The following is a 26,318-nucleotide window of genomic DNA, read 5'->3' on the forward strand; positions in this document are numbered from 1 at the left end:
TGCACCCGGAGCGCACGCCGTGCTCATGATGGATCGGGCCGGATGGCATATGACCGATAAGCTGATCGTACCGGCGAACATCACCATCGTCGCCCTGCCGCCCAGATCCCCGGAACTCAATTCGGTCGAGAATGTCTGGCAGTTTATGCGCGACAACTGGCTGTCCAACCGCATCTTCGAATCCTACGACCAGATCATCGCCATGTGCTGCCATGCCTGGAACAAGCTCATCAGACAGCCGTGGAAGATCATGTCCATCGGGTTGAGGCGCTGGGTTCATGGGTTTTTATTATTGCAGATTGATATAAGTAGTTTTATGAAGATAATTTTCTCCTTTTTGAAAACGTTTCCGATTTTGCACAAAATTTCAGATCTTCACGAGAATCCCACTTTTCGCAGAAACACTGTCCCGATATGCTATACATCGGCGACAGAGGAAGACGATGTATCCCGATAAGTCGATGTAATATTTCATCGATAAGGGCTCTTTGTGTGCTGTCGGTCCAGAAACGATTCGCTATATCGTCCCGGAGAGTGCGCATGGCTGCACAAATATCTATCCCGCCTGCTGAGATATCGGCGGCGCAGCCGACTTACACCGCTGTTGCCGACGGTGTTCTGACACAGGATGCCATTGCGTCGACCGACCTGCTCGTGGCGGTCGGAAGTGCAGCGCAGGTTGCGGCCTTCTCCAACCCGGCGGCCGCCGGTATGGCCGGCAATCTGCAGACAGAGGCCCTGCTCATCGCGCTGCCCACGAGCGGCAATGCGACACTGAGCTATGCCGCGCGGAGCACCACCACGGCCACTGGCTGGGCGATTTCAGAGCTCAGCGGCCTGTCGACGCAGGCGATCCAGGAAGTGGTTGCCGGCACCAATCTGATGGGCTCCAGCGACTGCGGCATCTTCGGTTTCTATTCCGACGGCGCGAGTTTCCAGGTGATCCAACTCGGCAGCGACGGCAGCTGGGGGGCGCCGGTCAGCCTGTACGGCAACCCGGTGACCGGGCTTGGGGTTACCTATGATGCCCTGGGCAATCTCTATGCCTATGCCTTCGATGCAACATCCGGTGACCTGATTATGGCATCCTGGGATGTCGACAGTTCAGCCTGGAGCAGTTTTACGTCGACCCTTGCCGATGCACCCTCCGATGCCAGTTCGGCAATGGTGGTGAGCACTGCCGGGGTGTGGTCGCTCGCCCTTGTGTCGTCAGAGGGGGGTGGGACGATCTACTCCGGCGGATTGGGCGCGACGGCAGACAACACCTACACTATTGGCGCGCTTGCCACCTCCCCGACCGTGCAGGCGACGGCGGTCGGCTTCGCTTTCTGGCAGGCGGACGGCAATCCGGCCTTCGTCGTGGCCGGAAGCGACGGCGGGGTCTATCTCGTTGTCGGGACCTCCAGTCAATCCGTGACGCAGACCCAGTTCTCGGCAACGCAGCCGCTTCAGGCCGCAATCGGCCAGGTCATGACGGTTGACGGGACCGAGACCATGAACGTCTACGGCCTGGCCGGCGACGGAAGCGTCTGGTCGCTGCATACCAGCGCCACCGGCAGCTGGTTGCCCTGGATCCCCATCAATACGGGGATCAGCAGCATCACCGGCGATCTCAACCCCGCGGCCGGCCAGACGCTGTTCATGGTGAGCGACGCGGGTCAGGTCCAGGTCTGGACCTTCGACCCCGTCTCGGGCAACTGGCGCAGCACAACCCTGCAGGCGGCGACCACCACGCTCTATGAAGCGACCCGCTATCATCTTCAGTTCACGGTCTATGATCAGAATCAGAATCTGGTGCCGGGGCTGCCGGTTTATCTGGCGGTGGGGGCGACGAGCGGCAGCGCCGACGTGACCGTCGGCGGTATCGGCTACACCATCCAGGCCGGCGCTTCACCCGGCACCGCCTTCACCACGGATACGACCGGGCGGCTGACGGTCATGATGATGGTGACCAGCAGCCTGGCGGCGCCGGAATTCGTGTTGAACTACGGTCTGACGACCATCGGGTCTGCCCAGCCGAATGCGGCGATCAACAGCTATCTGTCGGGAAGCGGCACGCTCAACCCGTCCAATCCCGGCGGCGCCCTGCCGACATTCGATTCCGCCGGCAATACGCTTCAGGGCGCCACCCTCGGCGGCAGCCCTCTTTCTCCGGCGGTGCAGAACAATGCCACACTGGCCGGGGTGGCAGCGACGTCGATCCGGAACATGGCCACGGTGACGCCCTCGGTATCGACGAACAGTCTGGAGGCGCGACGACAGGGCGGGTTCGCCGTCTCGTTGCGGGGTGACCGGCCAGCCTTCCACAGTTTTGCGACCAATGACGAGCTCCAGGCGCATCTTGCCGGGATCAGAGGCGCGCAGAGCCTCGGCATCTTCTCAGGTATCGGCGATTTTGCCGGCGACGTGTTCAGCGGGATCGAGCAGGGCGTGATCGCCATCGAGAACGCGGTCGTGGATGTTGCAAACGGCATTCTCTCTTTCACGGCCACGATCGGCAACGCGATCAATCAGGCGATCGATGTGGTGATCTCGACCGTCGAGGATGTCGCCCGTGTGCTCGCGGGCATCTTCCAGGCGATTGAAACGGCCATTGAAGACGTTATCCAGTGGCTGAAGGCTCTGTTCGATTTCACCGATATCTGGGCAACCAAGACGGTGATCGAAGCGGGTATTCAGCAGGGGCTGTCGACCATGTCGCAGCTGCTGAGTAAGGTCGAATCGGGTGTGAATACCTGGTTCAAGGATGAAGAAGCGGCGGTCAGGGCGGCCTTCCAAAACCTGAAGGCCACCTTTGGCGCTGCAACCCTCAGCTCGTCGTCCGGCGGGCTGTACGCGCCGACCTCGCAGTCGACCGTATCGGTGGGGTCCAACCTCACCACGGGGGATTTCAGCAACAACGCCCACATGAACTGGCTGCACAATTCGGTCTCGGCCAACCCTGCCGTCAGCGTGCCGTCGCCCGGCTCCAGTCAGACCGGCGGGGTGACGTCTGCCTTCACATCCGTCGGGGCCAAATTCGAGTCCCAGGGTAGCGCATTCTCCGACAGCCAGTCCGCCTTCCTCTCGAATGCGAAGCAGCAGTTCACCAGCATATCCTCGGTGGCCGATCTCATGATCGTGGATCTGCTGACCCTGGTCGAAGACCTGATCATCGATGCACTGCAACTGGCGGATGATCTGTTCGACGATTTTATCGATCTCTTTCAGGCCCTGCTGTCGGCGATCGAGGATGCGCTCATGGCAGCGATCGGTGACGACGCGCTGCAGGCGCTCTGGAACTGGGTGGCGACGATGGGTGGCCAGAGCAGCGATACGCTCTGCCTCGCCTCGTTGATCTCGCTGCTGCTGGCCTTCCCCGTGACCATCGCCTGGAAGCTGGTCAATGGGGCGAGCAGCTCGCCATTCCCGACCACCAGTCCGGCGCCCTGGCCGGTGCCCGGATGGCCGACGCCGTCGGGCAGTGGTGGCGGCCAGTCGCTGGAGGCGGCGCAGTCGCCGTCGGACCTCATCGTGATTGCGAGCTATGTCAATCTGGCGGTCTCGCCGGCGCGCATCGCCTGCATGATCCTGGGGCCCAGTTCTCCGCGTTGGGTGTCTGGAATCAGCCTGATCGGTACCATCACTCAGTTCTGCCTTTGCGGCAGCGGCCAGACGGCACTGGAGATGGTGGAGGCGATCGCCGCCGATGTGGAACGGTATGTCCCTCTGATCGATCTGCTCTTCTCGGCGGTCAGCCTTGTGGCGGCCTGCTACTACTCGGGCGGAAGCAGTGGTGGTGCCGGTGGGGGCGCCGGAGCCGGGGGCGGTGGTTCATCGCGCTATTTCTCGCTGATCCGCGGCGGTCTCGGTATCTGGGGCGCAATCTCCCTGGGGCTGAACATTAAATACATCATCGACAATTCACCGAGCGAAGGGGTGGACGTGGTCCGGATCGCCTGGCCGATCCCAAACATTCTAAATCTGTCGACGATGAACTGGCCGGAGGGCGGATTTGCCAGTTTCTCGGTCCTCGACACGATCATTGTTGGCATCAACTCGGCCATATATGTCGCTGTCCCCCTCATTTCTGCGAAGGACGGCTTTGATTAAGGCCGGTCCGGGCAGCATTCAGGCCATATCGGATCAGAAAGTACCCCAGATGACCCAGCCCGTAACCTTCGACGATATCGATTCCGTGCTGTCGACCGGATCCTTCACGTCGAACAACGATGCCGTTCTCGCTCTTGCCATACCGCAGCTCAATCAGTTCCTGGCGACACAATTCGTGTCGCAGATCAGCCAGGACGGATTGAACCCGATGCAGACGCTGCAATCGGCCTGCGCCGGCGCCAGCCCGTCACAGCTGCTGGTCCTCGACGTGACCACCGGGCCGTCGTTGATCGACTTCTCGTCCGATGGCGGCAGCACCGTCACCCTGTCGACGCTGATGATCAGCGGCTTTCTGGGGATTCTCAACTGGACCCAGCCGCGCATCGAATACCTGATCGATCTTGCCGGATCCTATGGCAACATCACCGGGACGATGCCGCTTTCGGTCGTCACCGGGGATGTGTCAGGGGCGGGAACGGTGTCGATCAATTCGGCGACCGCCACCAGTTGGACAGTCGACATCGACGGCATGCCGGCGGGCTCGCCGGCATGCGACGCGCTCCAGGCCGCTGTTGCTGCATACTATGCGGCCAATCCCTACAGCTATGTTCTGGGGCAGATAGAGGTGCCCGATGATGCGGCTGAATGGGTCACGCCGACCGCATTCGATTTTCAGGTGGTGACCACCGACGGCCAGGGGGCCGCCCTGGTCAATCCCTATCTGGCGATCAACATCATCACCTCGACGGCAGGTGCCGCGCCACAGCAGGTAACGGGCGTTGAACTGATCCCGAGCGGGCAGACGGCCGCTCTGTTGATCCGGTCGGGCCTGGTGGTCGAGAACGAAATCGTTGCCGCGCTCAATGCCAATACCGGCCTCACCACGCTTGGCTGTTCCTTTGCCGCCACCTACCAGAACGGGGATGGTAACGCCCCCTGGACGGTGGCGACGACATCGGGGACGGGGCAGACGGATGCGGCGCTCAGCGTCGATGTCGATGGCTACGGCCTGATCAGCTGCAACAGCAATGACATGTCTGCACCGGTCGCCTTCCCGCTGGCCGGCGTGACCCAGCCGCTGCAGGTCACTCCGTTTCCCCTGACCCTGTCCCTCAAGAGTAACTGGGGCCAATACTGGGGTCATACGGTCAGAAGCGGCTATGACACGCTGTCCGGGCCGGAGTCGATGACGGCGACGCTCAGCCAGAGCTATGAGATTTCGATCACGGGCAATTCGACCATTACGATCTCGGCCAGCCCGACGAGCATCCAACTCGATCCTCAGGACGTCACCAGCGATGCCACGACGTTCGACGTCGGCACGGCTTTTGCCAACAGTATCACCACCGTTCTGCAGAATCTCGGCAACTCTGCCACCTTCACCGGTGTCGACACCTTCTGCCTTGACAGCCTGGCTTTTCCGGCGGGCGGGCTGATCCAGCTCAACCAGGCGGACCTGCCCTGTGATCTCTATGCGACAGGCCAGATCACGCCGGCGCTGGCGATGACGATCGGCGGTGTTGTGGTAAATCCGATCGATGTCACGACCCTCGGGCCGGGCCAGCAGGCCACCTTCGGGGTGTCAACTGCCACAGGAACGACCACCGTCTATTCGGTGGTTCCGGCCGATGCCCCGGCGACGATCGATTCCGCCGGTGTGCTGACGGTCGACAGCACCATCTCTCAGCCGTCGCTCATCGTGGTGGCGGCAGAGCAGACGGTGTCGGGTGCGGCGCCGATCTACGGTGCCGCGCTCGTCTCGATCCAGCCGCAATCTGCGGCCTATCGGATCAATCCCGGCTCGGTGGTGGTGCCAGCCAAGGGCAAGGCCAGCTTCACCATCGTGGATGACGACGGCAATCTTTATGCGGCCTCGTCCACCCTGGCGACGACGGGGTCGATCAGCTATGAGGGCAGCACCCAGACCTTCACTTATACGGCTGGAGATGATGCAGGCCCGGTGACCCTTACGGCGCTGGTCGGCTCCGGCAGCTCGGCGGTCACGATCAGCGCCGACTGGAATATCGCGACCGTGGCCGATCCGACCGTAACGGCGTCGGCGAGCGAGGTGCAGGTGGGGGGGAGCGCCGTGACCATCACGGCGACCGTGCCCGAGACGGTGACGCTCAACACGCTGCGGTGGACGCTGGTGGACAGCACCAACACCACGGTGCCGCCTCCGGGCACGCTGACGCCTTCGTCCGACGACGTGATGTCCGCAACCTACACGCCGCCGGCCAGCTTTGACGACACCGTCAACCAGAATATCAACGTGATTGCCTGGTATATGCCGTCGGATGTGGCGACGGGTGGCCCCGCTTTGGGGGCAGGGGCCACCTATATCACCCTGCAGCCGGCATCCGGCGCCAGTTAAGCCGGAACGAAGGGGGGGAGGCGGTCGGCTCAGGCCTCCGCCATCTCCGCCCGTCGGGCCTGTTCGTCCCAGAAGCTGCCGGCGATGTCGGTCAGGTCGGTCACCGGGCCGGCGTCCAGGAAGTCGTGGGTGTGGACGATGGTCTGGTCGGGGGACAGCAGGACCACCGCATAGGCCGGGGGTTCGTGGCTGACCCGGATCTCGGGCGCGTCCAGATCCATCCAGACCTGGTGGTTGGTGGCGCGCAGCGTGGAGAAGGGGATGCCGCGCCACGAGCCCGAGACCGGGCGGTGGACATGGCCGAAGAAGATATGGCGGATGCGGGCCCGGTGCGGGGCGATGCAGGCCTCGAAATCATCCGGGCGGATCAGGCCGATCCGGTCCATGGAGGCGATGCCGAGCGCAAAGGGCGGGTGGTGCATGAACAGATAGACCGGCCCTTCGGGCGCCTCGGCAAGGCGGGCGGACAGCCAGTCCAGGCGGGGCCGGTCGTACCAGCCGGCATGGGTGCCGGCCATGTTGGTGTCGAGGAAGATCAGCCGGCCGGCCTCGGTATCTTCAATGCCCTGAACCCGGCCTTCGGCATCCACCGGGGCGTCGGGGAAGACCTCGCGGAAGGTTTCGACCGTGTCGTGATTGCCGAGCAGCAGCCGCACCGGCACGGTCAGCGCCGCCAGCGCGTCGCGCAGGCCGATGAAGGCCGCCCGGTCGCCGTAATGGGTGAGGTCGCCGGTGATCACCGCCAGGCGTGCATCGCCGTGGTTGCGGTTGATGTCGGCGATGCAGGCGTCCAGTCGGGCCCTGGGGTCGAGGCCGTAAAGCCTCTCCCCCGGGCGGACGAAATGGGTGTCGGTGAGATGGATGAGCTTCATCGGCATCACTTCTTCGGCAGCAGGCGCTGCACGTCGCGGGTCATGTCGGCCAGCACCGCATCGGGCTCGGCCGCGCGGGCGCCGGTGATCACCGAATTCAGGTGGTCCTTGATCACGTCGGTGATCTTGAGGCCGTTCTCACCCGGGAAGGCGTACCATTTGGTCAGGATCGGCAGCTGGCTGACGGCGGTATAGTGGTTGGGGTTCTGGACGTAGAAGTCCTTCAGATAGACCTCGTTGGCCTTCTTGTTGGGGGGCATGTAGCCGGTGGTGCGGGCCATGATCGCGGCACCTTCGGGGCCGGTGACGAATTTCACGTACTGCCAGGCCGCATCCAGCTTCGCGTCGTCCTTGGAGACGATCATCACCACATTGCCGCCGGCGGGCAGGCGGCCGATGCCGGGCGTCACGTCGGGGAAGACATGGGTCTTCAGCTCGAACCTGCCGGCGATCATGTTGGTGGTTTTGGTGAGGTCCGAGGTCGAGGTGACGTAGATGCCGGTCTTGCCGGCGGCGAAGGTCGCGCGGGCATCGGCCTGGGCCAGGTTCGGCATATGCGCCTCGGTCACCATCCGGGCGATGGTGTGCATGGCGAATTTGCCTTCCGCGCCGTCGAAGGCGACCTTGGTCTCGTCGGCGGTCAGCATGGTGCCGCCATGGGCGAAGACCGGGGCCTGCCACAGCCAGTTGCCGGTGATGTCCCAGACATAGCTGATGCCGTTCACATCGGGGCCGAGCGCGTCGATCTTCTTCGCCATGTCGATCACGCCGTCCCAGCTGGTCGGCAGGTTGGCGGGGTCGCCGCCGGCCTTGCGCACCAGATCCAGGTTCCAATAGGTGATCGGCAGCGAGATGGCGAAGGGCAGGGCGTAGACATGGCCATTCTGGGTGCCGATGTCGTACATCGCCTGGTGGAAGCCTTCGGCCTCGAAATCCTTCTCCGCGGCGATATAGCCGTCGAGCGGCCGGGCGATGCCGCGATCGACCATGATCCGCACCCGGTTCAGACCCTGATAGGTGACGTCGGGCAGCTGGTTGGTCACCGCCTCTCGCAGGATCTTCTGGGTGCCTTCCTCGTATTCCGCATAAGGGGTGCGGTAGGTGAGGGTGATTTCGGGGTGGATCTTCGCGAAGGCCTCGCGGATCTGGGCGTGGGTCTCGTTGAACAGCTCGCCATAGGGGTACTGGATGACCAGTTCCACCGGCTGGGCGGCGGCGGCGGGCAGTGCGGCAGCGGTCGCGACGGCGATCGCCGACGCGGTGAGCAGCGTCCGGAACATGGGGTGCGTCCTCTCTGGACAGGTGGAAGGCCGGGTGGGGGAAGGGTGGCTACTTCATGCCGGTCAGGGTGATGCCCTCGATGAACCGGCGCTGGGCGAAGAGGAAGGCGATCACCAGCGGCGCGATGATCAGCGTGGCGGCGGCCATCAGCGGGCCGAAATCGCTGCCCGCCTCCTGGTTGCGGAAGGCGACCACGCCGAGCGGCGGGGTCAGCAGGTGCTGATCGTTGACCACGATCAGCGGCCAGAAATAGTCGTTCCAGTGGGCGACGACCGAGAAGATGCCGAAGGCGGTGATCGCCGGCACGGCGGTGGGCAGCATCACCCGCCAGACGATGGCGAACTCGCCATAGCCGTCCATGCGGGCGGCATCGATCAGGTCGTCGGGGACGGTCAGGAAGAACTGGCGCATCAGGAAGATGCCGAAGACCGAGATGGTGAAGGGCACCACCATGGCGGCATAGCTGTTCAGGATGCCCAGCTGGTGGAAGAGCAGGAAGACCGGCACCGCGATCGCATGCGGGGGGATGAGCAGGCAGAACAGGATCGCGCCGAAGATCAGCCCGCGGCCGCGAAAACGCAGCTTGGCCAGCGCATAGGCGGCGGGCAGGGCGACCGCGACCTGGATCAGGAAGATCGTGACCGTGACGATCAGCCCGTTCAGCATGAAGCGCAGCAGCGGCACCTTGGTGACGGCGGTGGTGTAGTTTTCTGCCGCCGCCAGCTGGTGCGGCCAGAGCCGGATATGGTCCAGAAAGATCTCGGCCGCGGGCTTGAGCGAGGTGGAGACCATCCAGACGAAGGGGGCGAGCATGATCACAGCCCCCAGGCCCAGAACCAGATGGCGGAGCGCGGCAGGAAGCAGATGACGAGCGGCGGGGCGGCGGGTCATGAATAGTGCACCTTCCGGTCCAGGACGCCGATCTTGACCAGCGTCAGTGCCAGCACGAAGGCCAGGAACACCACGGTGACCGCGGCGGCATAGCCCGAGCGGAAGAATTCGAACCCTTCGGCATACATGGTGTAGAGCAGCACCTCGGTCGCCTTGTTGGGCCCGCCCTTGGTCAGCACATGCACCGTGTCGAACACCTGGAAGGAGCGGATCGAGGTGATGACCACCACGAAGAGGGTGACCGGCCCCAGCATCGGCCAGGTGACCAGGCGGAAGCGCGCCCAGGCGCCGGGCACGCCGTCCATCTCGGCCGCGTCGTAGAGGAAGCGCGGGATCGAGACCAGCCCCGCCATGAACAGCACCATGTTGAAGCCGACCGCCTGCCAGATGCCGATGGCGGCCAGCACCCAGAGCGCCAGATCGCCGTCGGTCAGCCAGTTCTGCGCCGGGATGCCGATCCGGCCGAGGGCCAGGTTGATCAGCCCGAATTGGGGGTGGAGCATGAATTCCCACACGATCGCCATGGCGATCAGCGTCGCCATCACCGGCAGGAAATAGATGGCGCGATAAAGCGCCCGGCCGCTCGTGCCGGATTCGATCAGCAGCGCGATGCCGAGCCCCAGGAAGACCGAGCCCGGCACCACCACCGCGACATAGAGCAGCGTGTTGATCAGCGCGGTGTGAAAGACCCGGTCGCCGAACATCTCGGCATAGTTGTCGAAGCCGATATAGGACAGGGTGGCGGCGCCCAGCTGATAATCGGTGAGCGACAGCGCCATCACCCCGATCACCGGGCCGATCAGCAGCAGGGCCATCAGGATCACGGCGGGGGCCGAGAGCGCCCAGGCGGTCATGGCGCGCAGACGTTCGGCCCGCGCCGCCGCGCGGCTTCGGGGCGCCAGGGCGCCGGGGGCGAGATGCAGGGCCTGGTCAGACATGGGCCATCTCCGCCGCCGGGGCGGCTGCAAGCGGCAGCCGGGCGCCGTCGGCCCCGAAGGCGAGCGGTTTCGGCCCCATGGCAATGCCGCAGATCTCCCCCTCGGCCGGGCGGCCGCGGGCGGGATCGAGCCGCACCACCGCCGTGCCGCCGCCGGCCGCGTCGTCCAGCTCCAGATGCACCAGCAGGTCCGAGCCCAGGTTTTCGAGCAGGGAGACCCGGCCGCGCAGGGCGGCGCGGTCGGCGGGCACCAGATCGGCATGTTCGGGCCGGAAACCCAGCCGGATTTCGGTGCCGGGGGTGATGCCGGGGGCGGCGGGGCGGAGCGCCAGCAGCCTGTCGCCCAGCAGCAGCCGGCCGCTGGGGGCCAGCCGGGTGGTGACGAGGTTGATCCGCGGGCTGCCGATGAATTCCGCCACCCGGATATCGGCCGGGTCGTCATAGACCGCGTCGGGGGTGTCGAGCTGCAGGATGCGGCCCTCCATCATCACCGCCAGCCGGTCGGACATGGTCATCGCCTCGGCCTGATCATGGGTGACGTAGATGAAGGTGGTGCCCAGCCGGCGGTGCAGCCGGGCGATTTCCGCCCGCATATGCACCCGCATCTTGGCATCCAGATTGGAGAGCGGTTCATCCATCAGAAAGGCGCGGGGATGGCGGACCATCGCCCGGCCCAGCGCCACCCGCTGGCGCTGCCCGCCCGAAAGCTGGCCCGGCCTGCGGGCAAGCAGATGGCCGATGCCGAGCATGGCGGCGGTCGCCATCACCTCGGCCTTGATCTCGGCCGTGATCCTGCCGGTGCCGGGCAGCAGCGGGCCCAGCAGCGGCAGGCGCCGCGCGGCGTTCAGCCGGCGCATGTTGAGCGGCACGGCTATGTTTTCCGCCACCGTCAGATGCGGATAGAGCGCATAGGACTGAAACACCATGGCGAGGTCGCGATCGCGGGCCCGCAGATGGTCGACGGCCGCGCCGGCGATGCGGATCTCGCCGCCGCTCTGGCTTTCCAGCCCGGCGATGATGCGCAGCAGGGTGGATTTGCCGCAGCCCGACGGCCCGACCAGGGTCAGGAACTCGCCGTCGCGTATGTCCAGATCGACCCGTTTCAGAACCTCGGTGCGCCCGAAATTCTTGGTGATGCCGCAGATGTCGATCGCCGCCATGTGGTCCGCATCCTCTGGTGCCGGTGGATGACGGCCGCGACCTTAGACCCGGAATGTGTCGGTTCTGTTGTCGCAGGCTTGACCATACGGCAACGCCACGTACCGCATGCCTGCATGCATGAGCCTGCATCCATCGCCCGCGGGCGGCGGGCGGCTGCGGATCCGGCCGACAGCCGAACCGTCATCGACGCCCGGTACACTGGTACCGTACCGTTCATGACCGGAGGCCTGAGGCCATGTCCGTCGCACGGGCGATGATCGTCGATGACCATGCGCTGATCCGGTCGGGTCTGCGCGAAATGCTGGAACTCTGCGCCCCCGGCACCGCCGTGGTCGAAGTGGCGACCCTGACCGAGGCCGCGGATGCGCTGGGCCGCGACCCTGGGATAGGGCTGGTGCTGCTGGATCTCAACATCCCCGGCGCCAGGGGGCTGGAGGCGCTGGAGGTGCTGCGCCGCCATTTCCCCTCGGTCGCGGTGGCGGTGGTGTCGGCCGACGAGCAGCCGGCGATCATGCGCAAGGCGCTGGCGGCGGGGGCGGCGGGCTATCTGCCCAAATCGCTGAGGGCCGAGGTGCTGGAAAGCGCGCTCCGCCTGGTGCTGGCCGGCGGCATCTACGTGCCGCCTGCGGCGCTGGATGCCGAAGAGCCGGCCGCCGACGCCCCGGTGGGGCTGGATGCCGGCGCGCTGGGCCTGACCCGCCGCCAGGGCGAGATCCTGAAACTTCTGGCCCACGACCTGCCCAACCGGGCGATCGCCGACCGGCTGGGCCTGGCGGAACAGACGGTCAAGAACCAGGTGTCGCAGATGCTGCGGCGGCTGGATCTGGGCTCGCGCGCCGAGGCGGCGGCGCTGGCGCGGCGCTACAGGGGCTGAGAGGGTGCCGCCTGGCCAGGCTCCTGGGGCAGAAGCGCCCTGAGCGTGGCGCCAAGCCGCATGGGGTTCAGCGGCTTGTGCAGCACCGGAAAGCCCAGCCCCTGCACCTCGCGCAGGCGATCGGGCGCGGTGTCGCCGGTGACCATCACGATCGGCAGGGCATCGCCGAACCGGGCGCGCAGACAGGGGGCGAGGCGGGCACCCGTCCAGCCGTCGCCCAGAACGTAATCGATGATCACCGCCTCGGGCGGGCCGTCCATGGCATCCAGAACCCCGGCCAGATCATGGGCGCCGGCGGCAAAGGCGGCGATGCAGCCCCAGGCGTCGAAGAGCTGGGCGGCGGCGCGGCGGATGTCGGGGTCGTCGTCGATCAGCAGCAGGCGCCGGCCGGCCAGCCCCGCCGGCATGGCGGGGGCGGCGGCGACCGGTTCGGGCACCGGCACATGGGCCGCGCGGGGCAGGATCAGCGAAAAGCGGGTGCCGTGGCCGGGCCGGCTGGTCACCTCGATCCGGTGGCCGAGCAGCCGGGCCAGGCGGTCGGCGATGGCGAGGCCAAGCCCGATGCCCTGTTCGGCCATGGCGCCGTCCAGCCGGTGGAATTCGCGGAACACCGCCTGGGCCTCTGCCGCATCGAAGCCGGGGCCGGTGTCGATGACGTCGATCCTGAGATCCGCCCCCCGCGGGCGGACGCCGACCAGCACCCGGCCGCGGCTGGTGTATTTGACCGCGTTGGAGACGAAATTGCGCAGGATCCGCCCCAGCATGGCGGCGTCGCTTCGCACCCCTGCCCCTGCCGTTGCTCCTGCCACTGGTCCTGCCACTGGCCCTGGCCGAACGGTCAGCTCCAGCCCCTTGGCCCGGGCGGCGGGTTCGAATTCGCGGGCGAGCGCGCGGAGCAGGGGGCCGAGCGGCAGGTCGACCGGCTGCGGCGCCACCACGCCCGCATCCAGGCGCGAGATGTCGAGCAGGGCATCGAACAGCCCGGTCACGGTCTGAAGGCAGTCGTTGATCTGGCCGGCGATGGCGTGCTGGCGATCGGTGGTCAGCCGGGCCGACAGCGCCGACATCAGGATGCCGACCGCATGCAGCGGCTGGCGCAGATCATGAGAGGCGGCGGCCAGAAAGCGCGACTTGGCCAGATTGGCATCCTCCGCCGCCTGTTTGGCGGCAGAGAGCGCGAGTTCGGTGCGCATCCGTTCGGTGATGTCGGAATAGACCCCGATGATGCCGCCCGACCGGGTCCGCCGCTCTCGCGATTGCAGCCAGCGGCCGTCGCGCAGCTGGATGAACGTGTCGCTGGCGGTGCGGTGCGCGGCGATGCGGCGCTCGCGATAGCGGTCGGGATCCCAGCCCTGGGGCAGGAAGCTGATTTCCGAGATGCTGGTATAGACGATGTTCATCTCGACCAGCTCGTCGAACCGCACCCCCGGCCGCACCCTGTCGGGCTCGCCGAAGAAGCGGCGGTAGTGGTCGTTGCAGAACACCAGACGATCGTCTGCATCCCACAGCACGAAGGCCTCGGCCGCGCTGTCGATGGCGTCGATCAGGTCGTCGAGCTGGGGCAGGGCGGTCAGCCCGGGGCCGGCGTCCATGGATCCTCCATGCCAGGGGGCATGCAATGCTTCATCATAACATCGCTTATGTCCGGTTCTGCCCCGGCCATCTTTCGCAAGACATCTCTACCGTCATCCCGGCGCAGGCCGGGATCCAGGTTCGTTTCCGCGTGATGGGCACCGACGGATCTGTATCCGCAATGGCTGACAGTGCCGGTCTCGCGAATGATCATCGTTCTTCGCTGTGGATGCCTACCTGGATCCCGGCCTTCGCCGGGATGACGGTACTGAGGTTGTGTTGATATTGGCGGGGATAGCGCCGGACATGTTCGGTTCAGGTGAGTCTCCACGCCTGTATCCCGCACTCAATGCCGGGGATCTTCCATGCCAGGGGACATGCAATGCTTCATCATAACATCGCTGATGTCCGGTTCTGCCCCGGCCATCTTTCGCAAGACATCTCTACCGTCATCCCGGCGCAGGCCGGGATCCAGGTTCGTTTCCGCGTGATGAACACCGACGGATCTGTATCCGTAATGGCTGACAGTGTCGGTCCCGCTCGCCGGGATGACGGTACTGAGGTTGTGTTGATATTGGCGGGGATAGCGCCGGACATGTTCGGTCCAGGTGAGTCTCCACGCCCGTATCCTGCACTCAATGCCGGGGATCTTCCATGCCAGGGGGCATGCAATGCTTCATCATAACATCGCTTATGTCCGGTTCTGCCCCGGCCATCTTTCGCAAGACATCTCTACCGTCATCCCGGCGCAGGCCGGGATCCAGGTTCGTTTCCGCGTGATGGACACCGACGGATCTGTATCCGTAATGGCTGACAGTGCCGGGCGCGCTTGCCGGGATGACGGTACTGAGGTTGTGTTGATATTGGCGGGGATAATGCCGGACATGTTCGGTTCTGGTGATCGTCGATGCCCGTATCCCGCACTCAATGCCGGTCCTTGGGCCGCGTCGGGTCGGGGATGACCGGGACGGCGGGGGTCTGTTCCACCCGTTCCATCACGAACATGTCGCCGCGATAGAGCGCGTTGTTGGCCATCAGGATATCGCCGTCGATGCTGAAGATGTTGGAGACGATCTTCACCATCACCCCGCCCAGAGAGTAATCGAGGGCGCGGGCGACGTCCTGATCGGCGTGGGAGATGGTGATCAGCTGGCGCGACGAGCCCATCTTGTCGGGGCCGTGGTTGGTCAGCATGCGGAGCATCTTGGAACCATGCTCCGAATTCGGCGGGAAGTGGCGGTAAGAAGCTTCGTCGACATAAACGTCCATCAGGGCGAAGGGCGTTTCATTGTAGAGATGGATCTTGGTGATCTTGACATAGCTGGATCTGGGATGGCCGCCTTCCATCTGCAGTTCCGGGGGAAGGGCGATGCCGGTTTCGCGCTTCAGCACGCGGATGCCCTGGCCCGGGGTCAGGTCCAGGCGGTCGTTGATCGCCCGGCGGAGTTCCGGATCGTCGACCGCGGAATGCTGGCCTTCGGTCACGAAGGTGCCCTTGCCGCGGATCGCGATCAGCAGGCCCTTGTCGGCCAGCATGCGCAGGGCCTGGCGGACGGTGATCGGCGCCACGGCGAAATCCCGGCACAGATCCGGCACCGGCGGCAGCTTTTCGCCCGGGGACCATTCGCCCGAGCGGATGCGGTCGCGGAAGATCCGGGCCAGGCGGACATAGAGCGCCACGCGGTCATTGTCGTCCAGATCATCGGCCGGGCGGATGGCGCCAAGTCTTTGCATGCGGAACCCCGTGTCGTCGACCAGCCGCGGAACGCCTGTCTGCGGTGGATCTGATGATGGCGGACATCCGGGCATTTCGCAGTTGCGATGAAAACCCTGATGTTCTGGCTGCGTTGCAACATAACATCGCTGCTGCACCTGCGCGAGCCCCCGTATCATGGCCGCGAGGTCGCGCGGAGACTTTACAAGCCCGGCGTTCAATGCCTATTGTTAGATATAAGGGTATATAAGGCAAGCAACCCCTTCCCCACCCCCCCCCGATCCCCCCGAATTCACCCCCCGAATCCACCGTCCCGCACGGGGCCCGCCCCCGCGCCAGGATGCCCGCAAGGAGCCTGAGGCAGATGCTTTACACGGAGCAGCATCACGAACTGATGCGTTCGGTGACGAAGTTCGTTGAAGCCGAGATCAACCCGCATGTCCAGGAATGGGACGATGCGGGCATCTTCCCGGCCCATGAGCTGTTCAAGAAGATGGGCGATCAGGGCTTTCTTGGCATCAACAAACCCGAGGCCTATGGCGGGCTGGGCCTGGACTACACCTATCAGCTGGCCTTCTGCGAGGCGATCAGCGCCGCGCGCTCGCCTTCGGTGGTGATGGCGATCGGCGTGCAGACCGACATGGCGACCCCGGCGCTGGCCAAGCACGGATCGGACGAACTGCGCCGGGAATTTCTGGCACCGGCGATCACCGGCGACCGCGTCGCCTGCATCGGCGTGTCGGAACCCGGCGCCGGATCGGATGTCGCCAGCATCAAGACCCGCGCCCGCAAGGATGGCGACGACTACGTCATCGACGGCGGCAAGATGTGGATCACCAACGGCACCCAGGCCGACTGGATCTGCCTGCTGGCCAATACCGGCGAGGGCCCGGTCCATCGCAACAAATCGCTGATCTGCGTGCCGATGAAGACCAAGGGCGTCACCATCGCCCGCAAGCTGGACAAGATGGGCATGCGCGCGTCGGACACCGCCCAGATCCATTTCGATGGCGTGCGCGTGCCGCAGCGCTACCGCATCGGCGACGAGGGCATGGGCTTCGTCTACCAGATGCAGCAGTTCCAGGAAGAGCGCATCTGGGGCTCGGCCTGTTCCCTGCGCCTGCTGGAAAGCACGATCACCGACACGATTGAATACACCCGCAACCGGATGATCTTCGGCAAGCCGGTGCTGGACAACCAGGTGGTGCATTTCAAGCTGGCCGAGTTGCAGACCAAGGTGGAGCTGCTGCGCTCGATCATCTATCGCGCGGTCGAAGGCTATGTCGCCGGCCAGGACATGACCCATCTGGCCTCTATGGCAAAGCTCTGCGCCGGCCGCTTCACGCGCGAAATCGCCGATGGCTGCCTGCAGTACTGGGGCGGCATGGGCTTCATGAACGAGACCGAAGTCACCCGGCTTTATCGCGACGGCCGGCTGACCTCGATCGGCGGCGGCGCCGATGAGGTGATGCTGTCGATCATCGCCAAGGGCATGGGCATCCTGCCCGGCCGCAAGACCGATTGAGGGCCCCCCGGCCATGCCCACGACCAGATCCACGCCCGCTGCCAAGCTTCCGATCTGCCCCGATCTGCTGCTGGACCGCGACGGCCCGGTGCTGCGCCTGACGCTGAACCGGCCCGATGTGCGCAATGCCATGACCGGCGAGATGGTCCGCCAGCTGACCGAGGTGGTCGCCTGGGCCGAAGACCATCCCGAGGTCGGCACGCTGGTGATCAGCGGTGCCGGCGGCACCTTCTGCGCCGGCGGCGACATCAAGGGCTTCATGGCCTCGTTCCGGGCCGCCCGGCCCGAGGCGGGCCAGCCCGACCCGATCCAGGCCGACAACCGCCGCTTCGGCCATTTCCTGACCCGGATCGAGGCCCTGCCCCAAACGGTAGTGGTTGCGGTTGAAGATGCAGCTTTTGGTGGTGGTCTCGGCCTCGCCTGCATCGGCGATGTGGTCATTGCCACCCGGGATGCCCGCTTCGCCCTGTCGGAAACCGGGCTGGGCATTCCGCCGGCCCAGATCGCGCCCTTCGTGGCGGCACGCATCGGCGTGTCGCAGGCCCGCCGCCTGGCCCTGACCGGCATGCGCTTCGACGGCGCGGAAGCCGGCCGGATCGGCCTGGTGCACGAGGTGGTGGACGATGCGGCGGCGCTGGAGGCGCGGGTGACGCGGCTGGTGGCCGATATCCGCCGCTGCGCCCCCGGCGCCAACGCCACCACCAAGCGCCTGCTGATGGCCCAGCGGACCACGGCCCTGCCCGAACTGCTCGACCTTTCTTCGGCCGAATTCGCCCGCTGCCTGCGCGGCGCCGAAGGCCAGGAAGGGGTTGCCGCCTTCCTTGAAAAACGCCAGCCCGCCTGGGCCGCCGGCAGCTGACGCGCCCAAACCGAACGACCAGAGCTTCCCCGCACAGAATGGAAGCCGCCAGGGAGGATTGACCGCCATGACCACCAGCTCGGAGCGCATGATCGAAGGCGTGCCGGGGCCGGGACAGATCGGCCGCGTCGCCATCGGCGACGTGTTGCGCCGCACGGCCCGCCGGCACCCCGATCGGGTCGCCATCGTCGAAGGCGACCGCCGCACCACCTATCGCAGGCTGGATGACGATGCCAACCGCTTCGCCAACTACCTGCTGGCCCAGGGGCTGAAGCCGGGCGACAAGGTCGGCTGCATCTGCGCCAATTCCACCGATTTCATCCCGGTGATCTTCGGCATCCACAAGGCCGGGCTGGTCTGGGTGCCGGCCAATGCGATGCTGGGCGTGGACGATATCGACTACATCATGCGCCATGCCGAGGTGGGCCATGTGGTGGCCGACGACGTGCTGGCCGCCCAGCCCGCCATGGCGGAGATGCTGGCGAAACTGGGCCGGCCGGTGACGGTGATCGAGGTGCCGGGCAGCCCGGTGCCGAAGGGGTCGCTGCCCCATATCAGCTTCGGCGCCGCGATCGAGGGCCGGTCCACGGTCGAGCCCGAAGTGGCGATCGACGAGCGCGACCTTGCCCTGATCATGTACACCAGCGGCACCACCTCGCGCCCCAAGGGCGTGATGCACTGCCATCTGGCGGTGGTGATGGCGGCGATGAGCAATTCGATCGAATGGCAGATCGGCCGCGAGGATGGCGTGACGGGCGTGCTGCCGCTGTTCCACTGCGCCCAGCACACCGTGTTGCTGACCACCATGATGGGCGGCGCCAAGATGCATCTGATGCGCGGCTTCGACCCCGGGGTGATGCTGGAAGGGCTGGCCGCCGAGGGGCTGACCATCATGGTCGGCCTGCCGCTGATGTACCGGGCGGTGCTGGAGCACCCGCTGCGCAAGGAGCGGAGCCTTCAGCTGCGCATGTGCGTCTATGCCATGGCGCCGATGCCCGAGCCGCTGATGCGGCGGCTGCTGGACGAATTCTGCCCGGATTTCCGCCTCTCCAGCGGCCAGACCGAGATGTATCCCGGCACCGTGATGTCGCGGCCTGAACGCGCCCGCCTGCGCTTCGGCAATTACTGGGGCGAGTCCTGCATCGTCAACGACACCGCGATCATGGATGACGACGGCAATCTGCTGCCCCCGGGCAAGCCGGGTGAGATCGTGCATCGCGGCCCCAACGCCATGCTCGGCTATTACAAGCAGCCCGAGGCGACGGCGGCGGCGCGGCTGCATGGCTGGCACCATACCGGCGATATCGGCGTGATCGACGAGCATGGCGAGCTGCTGTTCCTGGACCGCAAGAAGGACATGATCAAGTCCGGCGGCGAGAACGTGCCCTCGATCAAGATCGAAGAGGTGCTGCTGGGCCATCCGGACGTGCAGAACGCGGTGGTGGTTGGCATTCCCCATGCCCGCTGGGGCGAGGCGGTGACCGCCTTCCTGGTGGCCAAGCCCGGCACCGAGCCCACCGAAGAGAGCATCGTGGAGCATTGCCGCAAACAGCTGGGCGGCTTCGAGGTGCCCAAGCTGGTGGTGTTCCTGGAAGAAATGCCGATGACCGCCACCGGCAAGGTGCGGAAGACCGAACTCCGCAGCCGCTATGCGGGGCATTTCGAGCCGGCGTGAGCCGGTTTCGAGCCGGCGTGAGCCGGTGGCGCGCCCGCTCAAGACAAAAATCGCTCAAGACAAGTCAGCCGCTCAAGACAAAAGAGACGGGTGCGACAGACGCCACGTCCAGACAAAACAAAAGAAATGATCCGACGGGAGGATTGCATCATGACGACCACCAGGACCCCGCTGTCTCGAAAACTGGCATCCCTGGCCGTGGCGGCGGGTGTTGCCGCAGCCGGTATTTTTGCGGGCCAGGCCGCAAAGGCCGAAGAGCTGCGCTATGCCATCGGCTTTCCGGCCAACACCGCATCGACCATTGCGGCCGATGTGTATGTGAAGAAGGTGCAGGAGCTGAGCAAGGGGACGCTGTCGGTGAAGGTGTTCCCGCTGTCGCTGCTGAACCTGGCGGAAACGCCCGGCGGCGTGCGCGACGGCATCACCGATATCGGCTATGTGCTGACCGCCTATAACCCGGCCGAATTCGCCAATATGAACCTGGCCGGCGACCTGACCATGCTGCTGAACCTGATGGATACCGGCGGCCGCGACGGGCTGATCTTCCAGAGCGCCATGCTGGAATATGTGTTCCTGCACTGCCCGACCTGCCAGAACGACATGAAGGCCCAGAACCAGGTCTTCACTGCCTCGGCCGCCTCTACCCGCTATATGCTGTTGTGCAACAAGAAGGTGACCAACGCCGAGGAAATCAAGGGCAAGCGTCTGCGGGTCAGCAGCCAGAACTGGCGCCGCTGGTCGGAAAGCGTGGGCGCGACCGCCGTTTCCATGCCGGGTAACGAGATCTTCGAGGCCCTGACCCAGGGGGCGGTGGACTGCGCGATCATTTCGGCGCCCGAGCTTTCCGGCCTGGCGCTGATCGATGCGGTCAGCGACATCACGCCGGAAGTGCCGGGCGGCGTGTTCGGCGCCTCGGCGATCGCCAATATCAATGTCGACACCTGGCAGGGGCTGAACGAAGACCAGCGCGCGGCGCTGCTCCGCGCCGGCACCTATATGTCGGCCCATGCCGGCTGGCAGTATGTGAACTTCGAAGGCCGCGATCTGAAGCGCGCCGAGGCCAAGGGCATCCGGATCCATCATGCCGATCAGGCGCTGATCGACCAGACCCAGAGCTTCGTGCAGAGCGACATGAAGACCATCGCCGAATTCTATGCCTCGAAGTTCGGCGTGGCCGAGCCGCAGGCGGCGATCGACACCTTCAAGCCGCTGCTTGAGAAGTGGGCGAAGATCGTGAAAGAGGTGAAGACCCCGGACGAGCTGGCGGAAATCTACTGGACGGAAGTGGTCTCCAAGGTCGATGTGAAGACCTACGGCATGTGAGTATAAGGGGCGGCGGCAGGTGTCGCCGCCCTTTGTTCATCTTTCCGCAGGCCCCCTCTGACCCATGGGAGACCGCGCGATGCAGGCGCTTGGACGCGGATTGTCGCGTCTGATCCATTTCACGTCGGTGATCGGCGTGCTGGCGGTGACCCTGATGATGCTGCACATCACGGCTGACGTGGTGGTGCGCAATCTGTTCGGGATCGCCCTGCCCGGCACCATCGCCGCCGTGTCGAATTTCTACATGCTGGTGGTTGCCTTCCTGCCGCTCGCCTATGCGGAAGAGGGCGACAAGCATATCTCGGTGGAGGTCGTGACCGACCTTTTGCCGGCGCGTGCCCAGGCGGTGCTGCGCGGCTTCGCCTATGTGCTGTCGGCGGCGGTGTTCATCGCCATGACCCGGCAATCCTGGCTGGAGGCGATGAAAAAACAGGCCGTCGGCGCCTTCGTGATCCAGGAAGGCTGGCGGATCCCGATCTGGCCGTCCTACTACATCCTGCCGGCCGGCACGGCGCTGATGGCACTGGTGGTGCTCTACCGGCTGGCGACCCACGTGACGGGCGCGGCCTCGGGGCTCAGGGACGACACACCGGACGATGTCGTCGTCGGCGGGAAGGATCACGGATGAGCGACGTCGGTATCGGTCTGGCCGGCATCGGCCTGCTCTTCCTTCTGCTGGCCATGCGGGTGCCGATCGGCATGGCGCTGGTCAGCGTGTCCTTCGGCGGCATCTGGTATCTGCTCGGCTGGAAGGTCGCGTGGAGTTCGCTCGGCCTGATCCCCTATCAGTTCGCGGCCAACTGGGTGCTGAGTTCCGTGCCGGTTTTCCTGCTGATGGGCTTCGTCTGCTACCACGCCCAGCTGACCCAGGGGCTGTTCCGGGCGGCCAGGGTGTGGATGTCGGGCATCCCGGGCGGGCTCGCCATCGCGGCGGTGTTCGGCTCGGCGGGCTTCGCGGCGGTCACCGGCTCGTCGATCGCCTGTTCGGCGGCGATGGGGCGGATTGCGGTGCCGGAAATGATGCGCCACCGCTATGACGCCCAGCTCGCCACCGGCACGGTGGCGGCGGCGGGCACGATCGGCGCGCTGATCCCGCCGTCGATCCTGATGATCCTTTATGGCGTGATCGCCCAGGTGGCGGTGACCAAGCTGTTTCTGGGCGGGCTGGTCGCCGGGCTGCTGACGGCGCTGGGCTATATTCTGGTGATCCTGATCCGGGTGAAGCTGAACCCGGCGCTGGCGCCGCAGGTGCGTGAAGACGTTCCGCTTTCCGAAAAGATGGATGCGCTCCGCGACACCTGGCCGGTGCTGGCGATCATGCTGGGGGTGTTCGGCGGCCTGTTCGGCGGGCTGTTTACCCCCACGGAAGCGGGGGCGGTGGGCGCTTTCCTGTCCTGCGTGGTGGCCATCGCCAAGGGCACCTTCACCTGGAAGATGTTCCGGACTGCGGCACAGGAGACGCTGGTCACCACCAGCGCGCTGCTGATCATCGGCATCGGCGCCAGCCTGCTCAGCCGCTTTCTGGCGCTGTCGGGGGCGGGCGACTGGATTTCGACCGTCGTGATCGATATCGGCGCCAACCCCTATATGCTGCTGCTGGCGGTGACGATCATGTACCTGATTCTGGGCATGTTCCTGGAACCGCTGGGCATGATGCTGCTGACCATGCCGATCGTTCTGCCGATCATCGATGCCGCCGGTTTCAGCCTGATCTGGTTCGGCGTGCTGCTGACCAAGTTCCTGGAAATCGGCATGATCACCCCGCCGATCGGCATGAATGTCTTCGTGATCAAGGGCGTGGTCGGAAACCTGGTGACGACCAGCCAGATCTTCCGCGGCATCATGTGGTTCCTGGTCGCCGACCTGATTCTGGTGCTGGTGATGGTGCTGTTCCCCGGGATCATCATGTATCTGCCCAATATCAGCTGACCGGGCCTGGCCCGTACCACCTTTCCTGACCCTGCGACATCGAACGCCGGCCGGCCCTGGGGGCGGCCGGCGTTTTTCCGGTCCGACGACCTGAAGACACGGATCGGCGCCGGTCTGATCCATGCGGTTGTATTAATAGGATATTGAAGTCAAGTAAAATTCTACCCATAATAAAGACGGTCGGCCGGGACGCAGCAACATCCCGGCCGACCTGACCCGCAACCATCGAGAGAAAGTCGATGATGACAGGCTGCACCTTATCTACCACAGCTTGCGCTGTTGTGCCGCAATTCTCGTTTAGTCCGTCGAGATTTCGATCGGATACCCGGCACCCTGTGGGGGAGGTATCGCATGCCCTTCTGTCCTGTTGCTGACCTGGCGGCCCAATGGGTGCTGCTCGACGATCGCATTGCCGCCGACTGGCTGCCGGCCGACGACCCGGCCCTCTGCCTGGCGGCGGATGAACGGCGGCTGGCGATCGAGACCTCGGTCATGCATCTGCCCATCGCATCCGATGCGGGTGCGGCCTTCGTGGCCTGGCTGCTGGCGCTGCATGTGTCTCTGGCGGACGACGATGAGGAACCCGCCGAGCTGCGCGACCGCCACCGTCAGGCGGCGCTGGCCGGGGCGCGCAACCTGACGCGCTATCTGGCGACCAGGGCGATGATATGAGCCGCCGCAACATCAATCCTGCAGCGATCTGCGCGGGATCACGCCCCGATCGCCGCCTCGATCCGATCTGCCAGCCGCTCCGCCGCGCCGTCGTCGATATGGCGGCGGGCGATCAGGTGGCGGGGGATGCCGGCGGCGAGGCGGGCGGTGGCCTGCAGCAGGGGCGTGGCCTGCTCCATCGCATAGGCCATGCCGGCGCGGTAGAGATTGTCGCGCAGCTGGCCGGCGGCCTTCAGCCCCTTGAGCGGGATCAGTGCCTCGTCCGCCGGATCGTCGCAGCGGTCCAGATGGACAAGGGCGGCGAGCGGCAGGGGGGTGGTGTCGAAGGCGGGATCGACGGGCACGACGAATTTCTCGAGGTCGAAGACGCAGCGGTCGAGCGTGCTGGTATCGATGGCGCTGCGGCTGGCGGCATCCTGCCAGAGGCGCATGCGCGGATAGGCCGGCCAGGCCTGGGTGCCGCCGGCGGCCCGCCGCAGCACCGTGACGTCATCGGCCAGCATGCGATGGCCGCGGGCGAGCAGGGTGGCGGCGAGGGTGGATTTGCCGGCGCCCGACTGGCCGCAGAACGCCACCGCCGCATCGCCGAAGCGCAGTACGGCGGCATGCAGGATCACCTCGCCGCGCTGATGGCAGAGCGCGCCGAGCACCGGGCCCAGAAGATAGGTGTGGCAGTCGGCATCGTCTGGCGTGCCGGTATCGACCACGACCTCGCGGCCGTCGCGGACCAGGAAGACATGATGACCCTTGACGTCGATCCGCATCTCGCCGTCCGCAGAGATGGTAAACAGCGGGCGTTCCACGCGGATCTCGGCAAAGCGGGCGGGCACGGGCCCGCGGCGGATGGTGATATCGGCCGGCCGGTCGTCGCTCTCCGACTGCCCGGCCCCGGTCCATGGGGGCAGTTCAGGCAGGGGGATCTCTGACGCGATCCGCCACCCGAACAGTCGTCGATCCATATGGCGGCTTCCCTTTGCCCGACAGCTTGAATGTGCGGCAAATATGACGGGAAATGCCGGAAGTGGAAACAGGAAAGGGCAGGGCACCGGCCCTGCCCGGGATTTTCGACCAGACGGCGAACTCTGAGATTACGCCCGCGCCAGGCGCTGACGGCGCAGTTCCAGCCGGCCGATCTGGTTGCGATGGACTTCGTCGGGCCCGTCGGCGATGCGCAGCAGGCGGGCGGTGGCATAGGCGGCGCCCAGGGCGAAATCATTGGTGACGCCGGCGCCGCCGAACAGCTGGATCGCCATGTCGATCACCCGGCAGGCCATGTTCGGCACCGCGACCTTGATCATCGCGATCTCGGCTTTGGCCTGCTTGTTGCCCACCGTGTCCATCATCCAGGCCGCCTTGAGGGTGAGCAGGCGCGCCTGTTCGATGGCGATCCGCGCCTCGGCGATCCGCTCCAGCGTGACGGTCTGTTCGGCGATCGGGCGGCCGAAGGCGACGCGGTCTTCGGCGCGGGCGCAGACCTTTTCCAGCACCCGCTCGGCCAGGCCGATCAGGCGCATGCAGTGATGGATCCGGCCCGGCCCAAGGCGACCCTGGGCGATTTCGAACCCGCGGCCTTCACCCAGCAGCATATTCGCCGCCGGCACGCGCACGTCTTCAAAACTCACCTCCGACGCACGGTCGGGCATGCCGTAGAAGCCGAAGACCGGCAGCGGCCGGTGCACGGTGATGCCGGGGGTATCCATGGGCACCAGGATCATGGATTGCTGACGGTGCCGGTCGGCATTGTCCGGATCGGTCTTGCCCATGAAAATCAGGATCTTGCAGCGCGGATCCGTGGCGCCGGTGGTGAACCATTTGCGGCCGTTGATGACGTAGTGGTCGCCATCGCGGGTGATGCGGCTTTCGATATTGGTGGCATCCGACGAGGCGACGGCGGGTTCGGTCATGGCAAAGCCCGAGCGGATGCGGCCCTCCAGCAGCGGGGTCAGCCAGCTCGCCTGCTGATCCGGCGTGCCATAGCGTGCCAGCACCTCCATATTGCCGGTGTCGGGGGCCGAGCAGTTGAAGACCTCGGGCGCCAGATGCGAGCGGCCCATCACCTCGCAAAGCGGCGCGTAATCGAGGTTGGAGAGCCCGGCGCCATGGCTGCTGTCGGGCAGAAACAGGTTCCAGAGCCCGGCCGCCCGGGCCAGGGGCTTCAGCTCTTCCACAACCGGTTGGACATTCCAGGGGCCCAATTCCTCACTTTCGCGATAGTAACGCTCCTCGGCCGGGTAGATATGCTCGGCCATGAAGGCTTCGAGCCGGGCCTTGAGATCGGCGGCGCGGGGCGAGGGGGAGAGCTGCATGGGCTGGCCTTCTTTTGGGGGGGCAGGGCAGGCGGGGACCATCCTGCCGCTTGCGAGCATCAATACCTAATGATAGGTATATAGAAAATGCGGCCCGGCCGCGACAATAATCCCTCCCCCCGACATTGGAGAAGACGCGCCATGAGATACCGTCACGCTGAGCAAGCGCTTTTTTCAGTCGGCGAGCTTTGGCACGAAGGGTTTTCGAGCCTTGGCGACGGCGTAGACGGCGACGAGGAGTTTTCGCATGGCGGCGACGAG

General features: G+C 65.4%; 19 protein-coding genes and 1 pseudogene. 11 read left to right on the forward strand and 9 right to left on the reverse strand.

Features of this window, described 5'->3' with window-relative positions:
* From WI697_RS26235 to WI697_RS26245, 3 genes and pseudogenes are all read left to right on the forward strand, one after another.
* Positions 1 to 286, forward strand: a pseudogene (locus WI697_RS26235) (transposase); the annotation flags it as partial.
* Between the two features lie 254 nt (positions 287 to 540).
* Positions 541 to 4,092, forward strand: a complete 3,552-nt coding sequence (locus tag WI697_RS26240) for a hypothetical protein (RefSeq protein ID WP_345960525.1) — start codon at positions 541 to 543, stop codon at positions 4,090 to 4,092.
* Between the two features lie 49 nt (positions 4,093 to 4,141).
* The gene (locus tag WI697_RS26245; RefSeq protein ID WP_345960526.1) at positions 4,142 to 6,466 is read left to right on the forward strand and encodes a hypothetical protein; all 2,325 of its coding nucleotides are present in this window, start codon (positions 4,142 to 4,144) and stop codon (positions 6,464 to 6,466) included.
* A gap of 29 nt (positions 6,467 to 6,495) precedes the next feature.
* Here the strand turns inward: WI697_RS26245 and WI697_RS26250 are convergent, their stop codons facing one another.
* The 5 genes from WI697_RS26250 to WI697_RS26270 are packed head-to-tail and all read right to left on the reverse strand — an operon-like array spanning position 6,496 to position 11,607.
* Complete coding sequence (locus tag WI697_RS26250; RefSeq protein ID WP_345960527.1) at positions 6,496 to 7,338, reverse strand: phosphodiesterase; 843 nt, start codon at positions 7,336 to 7,338, stop codon at positions 6,496 to 6,498.
* A 5-nt stretch (positions 7,339 to 7,343) separates the two neighbouring features.
* On the reverse strand, positions 7,344 to 8,618 hold the full coding sequence (locus WI697_RS26255; protein WP_345960528.1) for an ABC transporter substrate-binding protein: 1,275 nt from the start codon (positions 8,616 to 8,618) through the stop codon (positions 7,344 to 7,346).
* 49 nt (positions 8,619 to 8,667) lie between these two features.
* Positions 8,668 to 9,510 carry a carbohydrate ABC transporter permease gene (locus tag WI697_RS26260; protein WP_062764489.1) on the reverse strand — a complete coding sequence of 281 codons (843 nt, stop codon included), beginning with the start codon at positions 9,508 to 9,510 and terminating at the stop codon, positions 8,668 to 8,670.
* Positions 9,507 to 10,448 (reverse strand): carbohydrate ABC transporter permease, encoded by a 942-nt coding sequence (locus WI697_RS26265; protein ID WP_345960529.1) that lies wholly within the window; start codon positions 10,446 to 10,448, stop codon positions 9,507 to 9,509. The genes WI697_RS26260 and WI697_RS26265 overlap by 4 nt, the downstream gene beginning before the upstream one ends.
* Positions 10,441 to 11,607: an ABC transporter ATP-binding protein gene (locus WI697_RS26270; RefSeq protein WP_345960530.1), complete on the reverse strand. Its 1,167-nt coding sequence runs from the start codon at positions 11,605 to 11,607 to the stop codon at positions 10,441 to 10,443. The genes WI697_RS26265 and WI697_RS26270 overlap by 8 nt, the downstream gene beginning before the upstream one ends.
* A 236-nt stretch (positions 11,608 to 11,843) precedes the next feature.
* Here WI697_RS26270 and WI697_RS26275 point away from each other — a divergent pair, with 236 nt between their 5' ends.
* Positions 11,844 to 12,482 (forward strand): response regulator, encoded by a 639-nt coding sequence (locus WI697_RS26275; RefSeq protein ID WP_296713792.1) that lies wholly within the window; start codon positions 11,844 to 11,846, stop codon positions 12,480 to 12,482.
* Here WI697_RS26275 and WI697_RS26280 read toward each other — a convergent pair.
* Entirely contained in the window at positions 12,470 to 14,074 is a 1,605-nt protein-coding gene (locus WI697_RS26280; RefSeq protein WP_345960531.1) for a hybrid sensor histidine kinase/response regulator, read from the reverse strand. The genes WI697_RS26275 and WI697_RS26280 overlap by 13 nt on opposite strands.
* Before the next feature lie 904 nt (positions 14,075 to 14,978).
* Positions 14,979 to 15,788, reverse strand: coding sequence for a GntR family transcriptional regulator (locus WI697_RS26285; RefSeq protein WP_062764499.1), 810 nt, complete (start codon positions 15,786 to 15,788; stop codon positions 14,979 to 14,981).
* A gap of 344 nt (positions 15,789 to 16,132) precedes the next feature.
* On the opposite strand from WI697_RS26285, the gene WI697_RS26290 reads away from it, so the two are divergent.
* The 7 genes from WI697_RS26290 to WI697_RS26320 all read left to right on the forward strand — a co-directional run bounded on the left by WI697_RS26290 (position 16,133) and on the right by WI697_RS26320 (position 23,751).
* Positions 16,133 to 17,293 carry an acyl-CoA dehydrogenase family protein gene (locus WI697_RS26290; RefSeq protein WP_296713798.1) on the forward strand — a complete coding sequence of 387 codons (1,161 nt, stop codon included), beginning with the start codon at positions 16,133 to 16,135 and terminating at the stop codon, positions 17,291 to 17,293.
* Positions 17,294 to 17,306: 13 nt separating this feature from the next.
* Entirely contained in the window at positions 17,307 to 18,152 is an 846-nt protein-coding gene (locus tag WI697_RS26295) for an enoyl-CoA hydratase/isomerase family protein (protein ID WP_345960532.1), read from the forward strand.
* Positions 18,153 to 18,219: 67 nt separating this feature from the next.
* Complete coding sequence (locus WI697_RS26300; RefSeq protein ID WP_345960533.1) at positions 18,220 to 19,827, forward strand: AMP-binding protein; 1,608 nt, start codon at positions 18,220 to 18,222, stop codon at positions 19,825 to 19,827.
* A gap of 150 nt (positions 19,828 to 19,977) precedes the next feature.
* Positions 19,978 to 21,150 carry a C4-dicarboxylate TRAP transporter substrate-binding protein gene (locus WI697_RS26305; RefSeq protein WP_345960534.1) on the forward strand — a complete coding sequence of 391 codons (1,173 nt, stop codon included), beginning with the start codon at positions 19,978 to 19,980 and terminating at the stop codon, positions 21,148 to 21,150.
* Between the two features lie 79 nt (positions 21,151 to 21,229).
* Positions 21,230 to 21,778 (forward strand): TRAP transporter small permease, encoded by a 549-nt coding sequence (locus tag WI697_RS26310; protein ID WP_345960535.1) that lies wholly within the window; start codon positions 21,230 to 21,232, stop codon positions 21,776 to 21,778.
* Positions 21,775 to 23,079 carry a TRAP transporter large permease gene (locus WI697_RS26315; RefSeq protein WP_062764508.1) on the forward strand — a complete coding sequence of 435 codons (1,305 nt, stop codon included), beginning with the start codon at positions 21,775 to 21,777 and terminating at the stop codon, positions 23,077 to 23,079. Before WI697_RS26310 ends, WI697_RS26315 begins: the two co-directional genes overlap by 4 nt.
* Before the next feature lie 351 nt (positions 23,080 to 23,430).
* Positions 23,431 to 23,751 (forward strand): hypothetical protein, encoded by a 321-nt coding sequence (locus tag WI697_RS26320; RefSeq protein WP_062764510.1) that lies wholly within the window; start codon positions 23,431 to 23,433, stop codon positions 23,749 to 23,751.
* 38 nt (positions 23,752 to 23,789) lie between these two features.
* Here WI697_RS26320 and WI697_RS26325 read toward each other — a convergent pair whose 3' ends face one another.
* A complete protein-coding gene (locus WI697_RS26325) occupies positions 23,790 to 24,710 on the reverse strand; it encodes an HPr kinase/phosphorylase (protein ID WP_345960536.1) in 921 nt (306 codons plus the stop codon).
* A 129-nt stretch (positions 24,711 to 24,839) separates the two neighbouring features.
* On the reverse strand, positions 24,840 to 26,057 hold the full coding sequence (locus WI697_RS26330) for an acyl-CoA dehydrogenase family protein (RefSeq protein WP_345960537.1): 1,218 nt from the start codon (positions 26,055 to 26,057) through the stop codon (positions 24,840 to 24,842).
* Positions 26,058 to 26,318 lie beyond the last annotated feature (261 nt).

This window comes from Tistrella mobilis, from assembly GCF_039634785.1.
Taxonomy (GTDB): Bacteria; Pseudomonadota; Alphaproteobacteria; order Tistrellales; family Tistrellaceae; genus Tistrella; species Tistrella mobilis.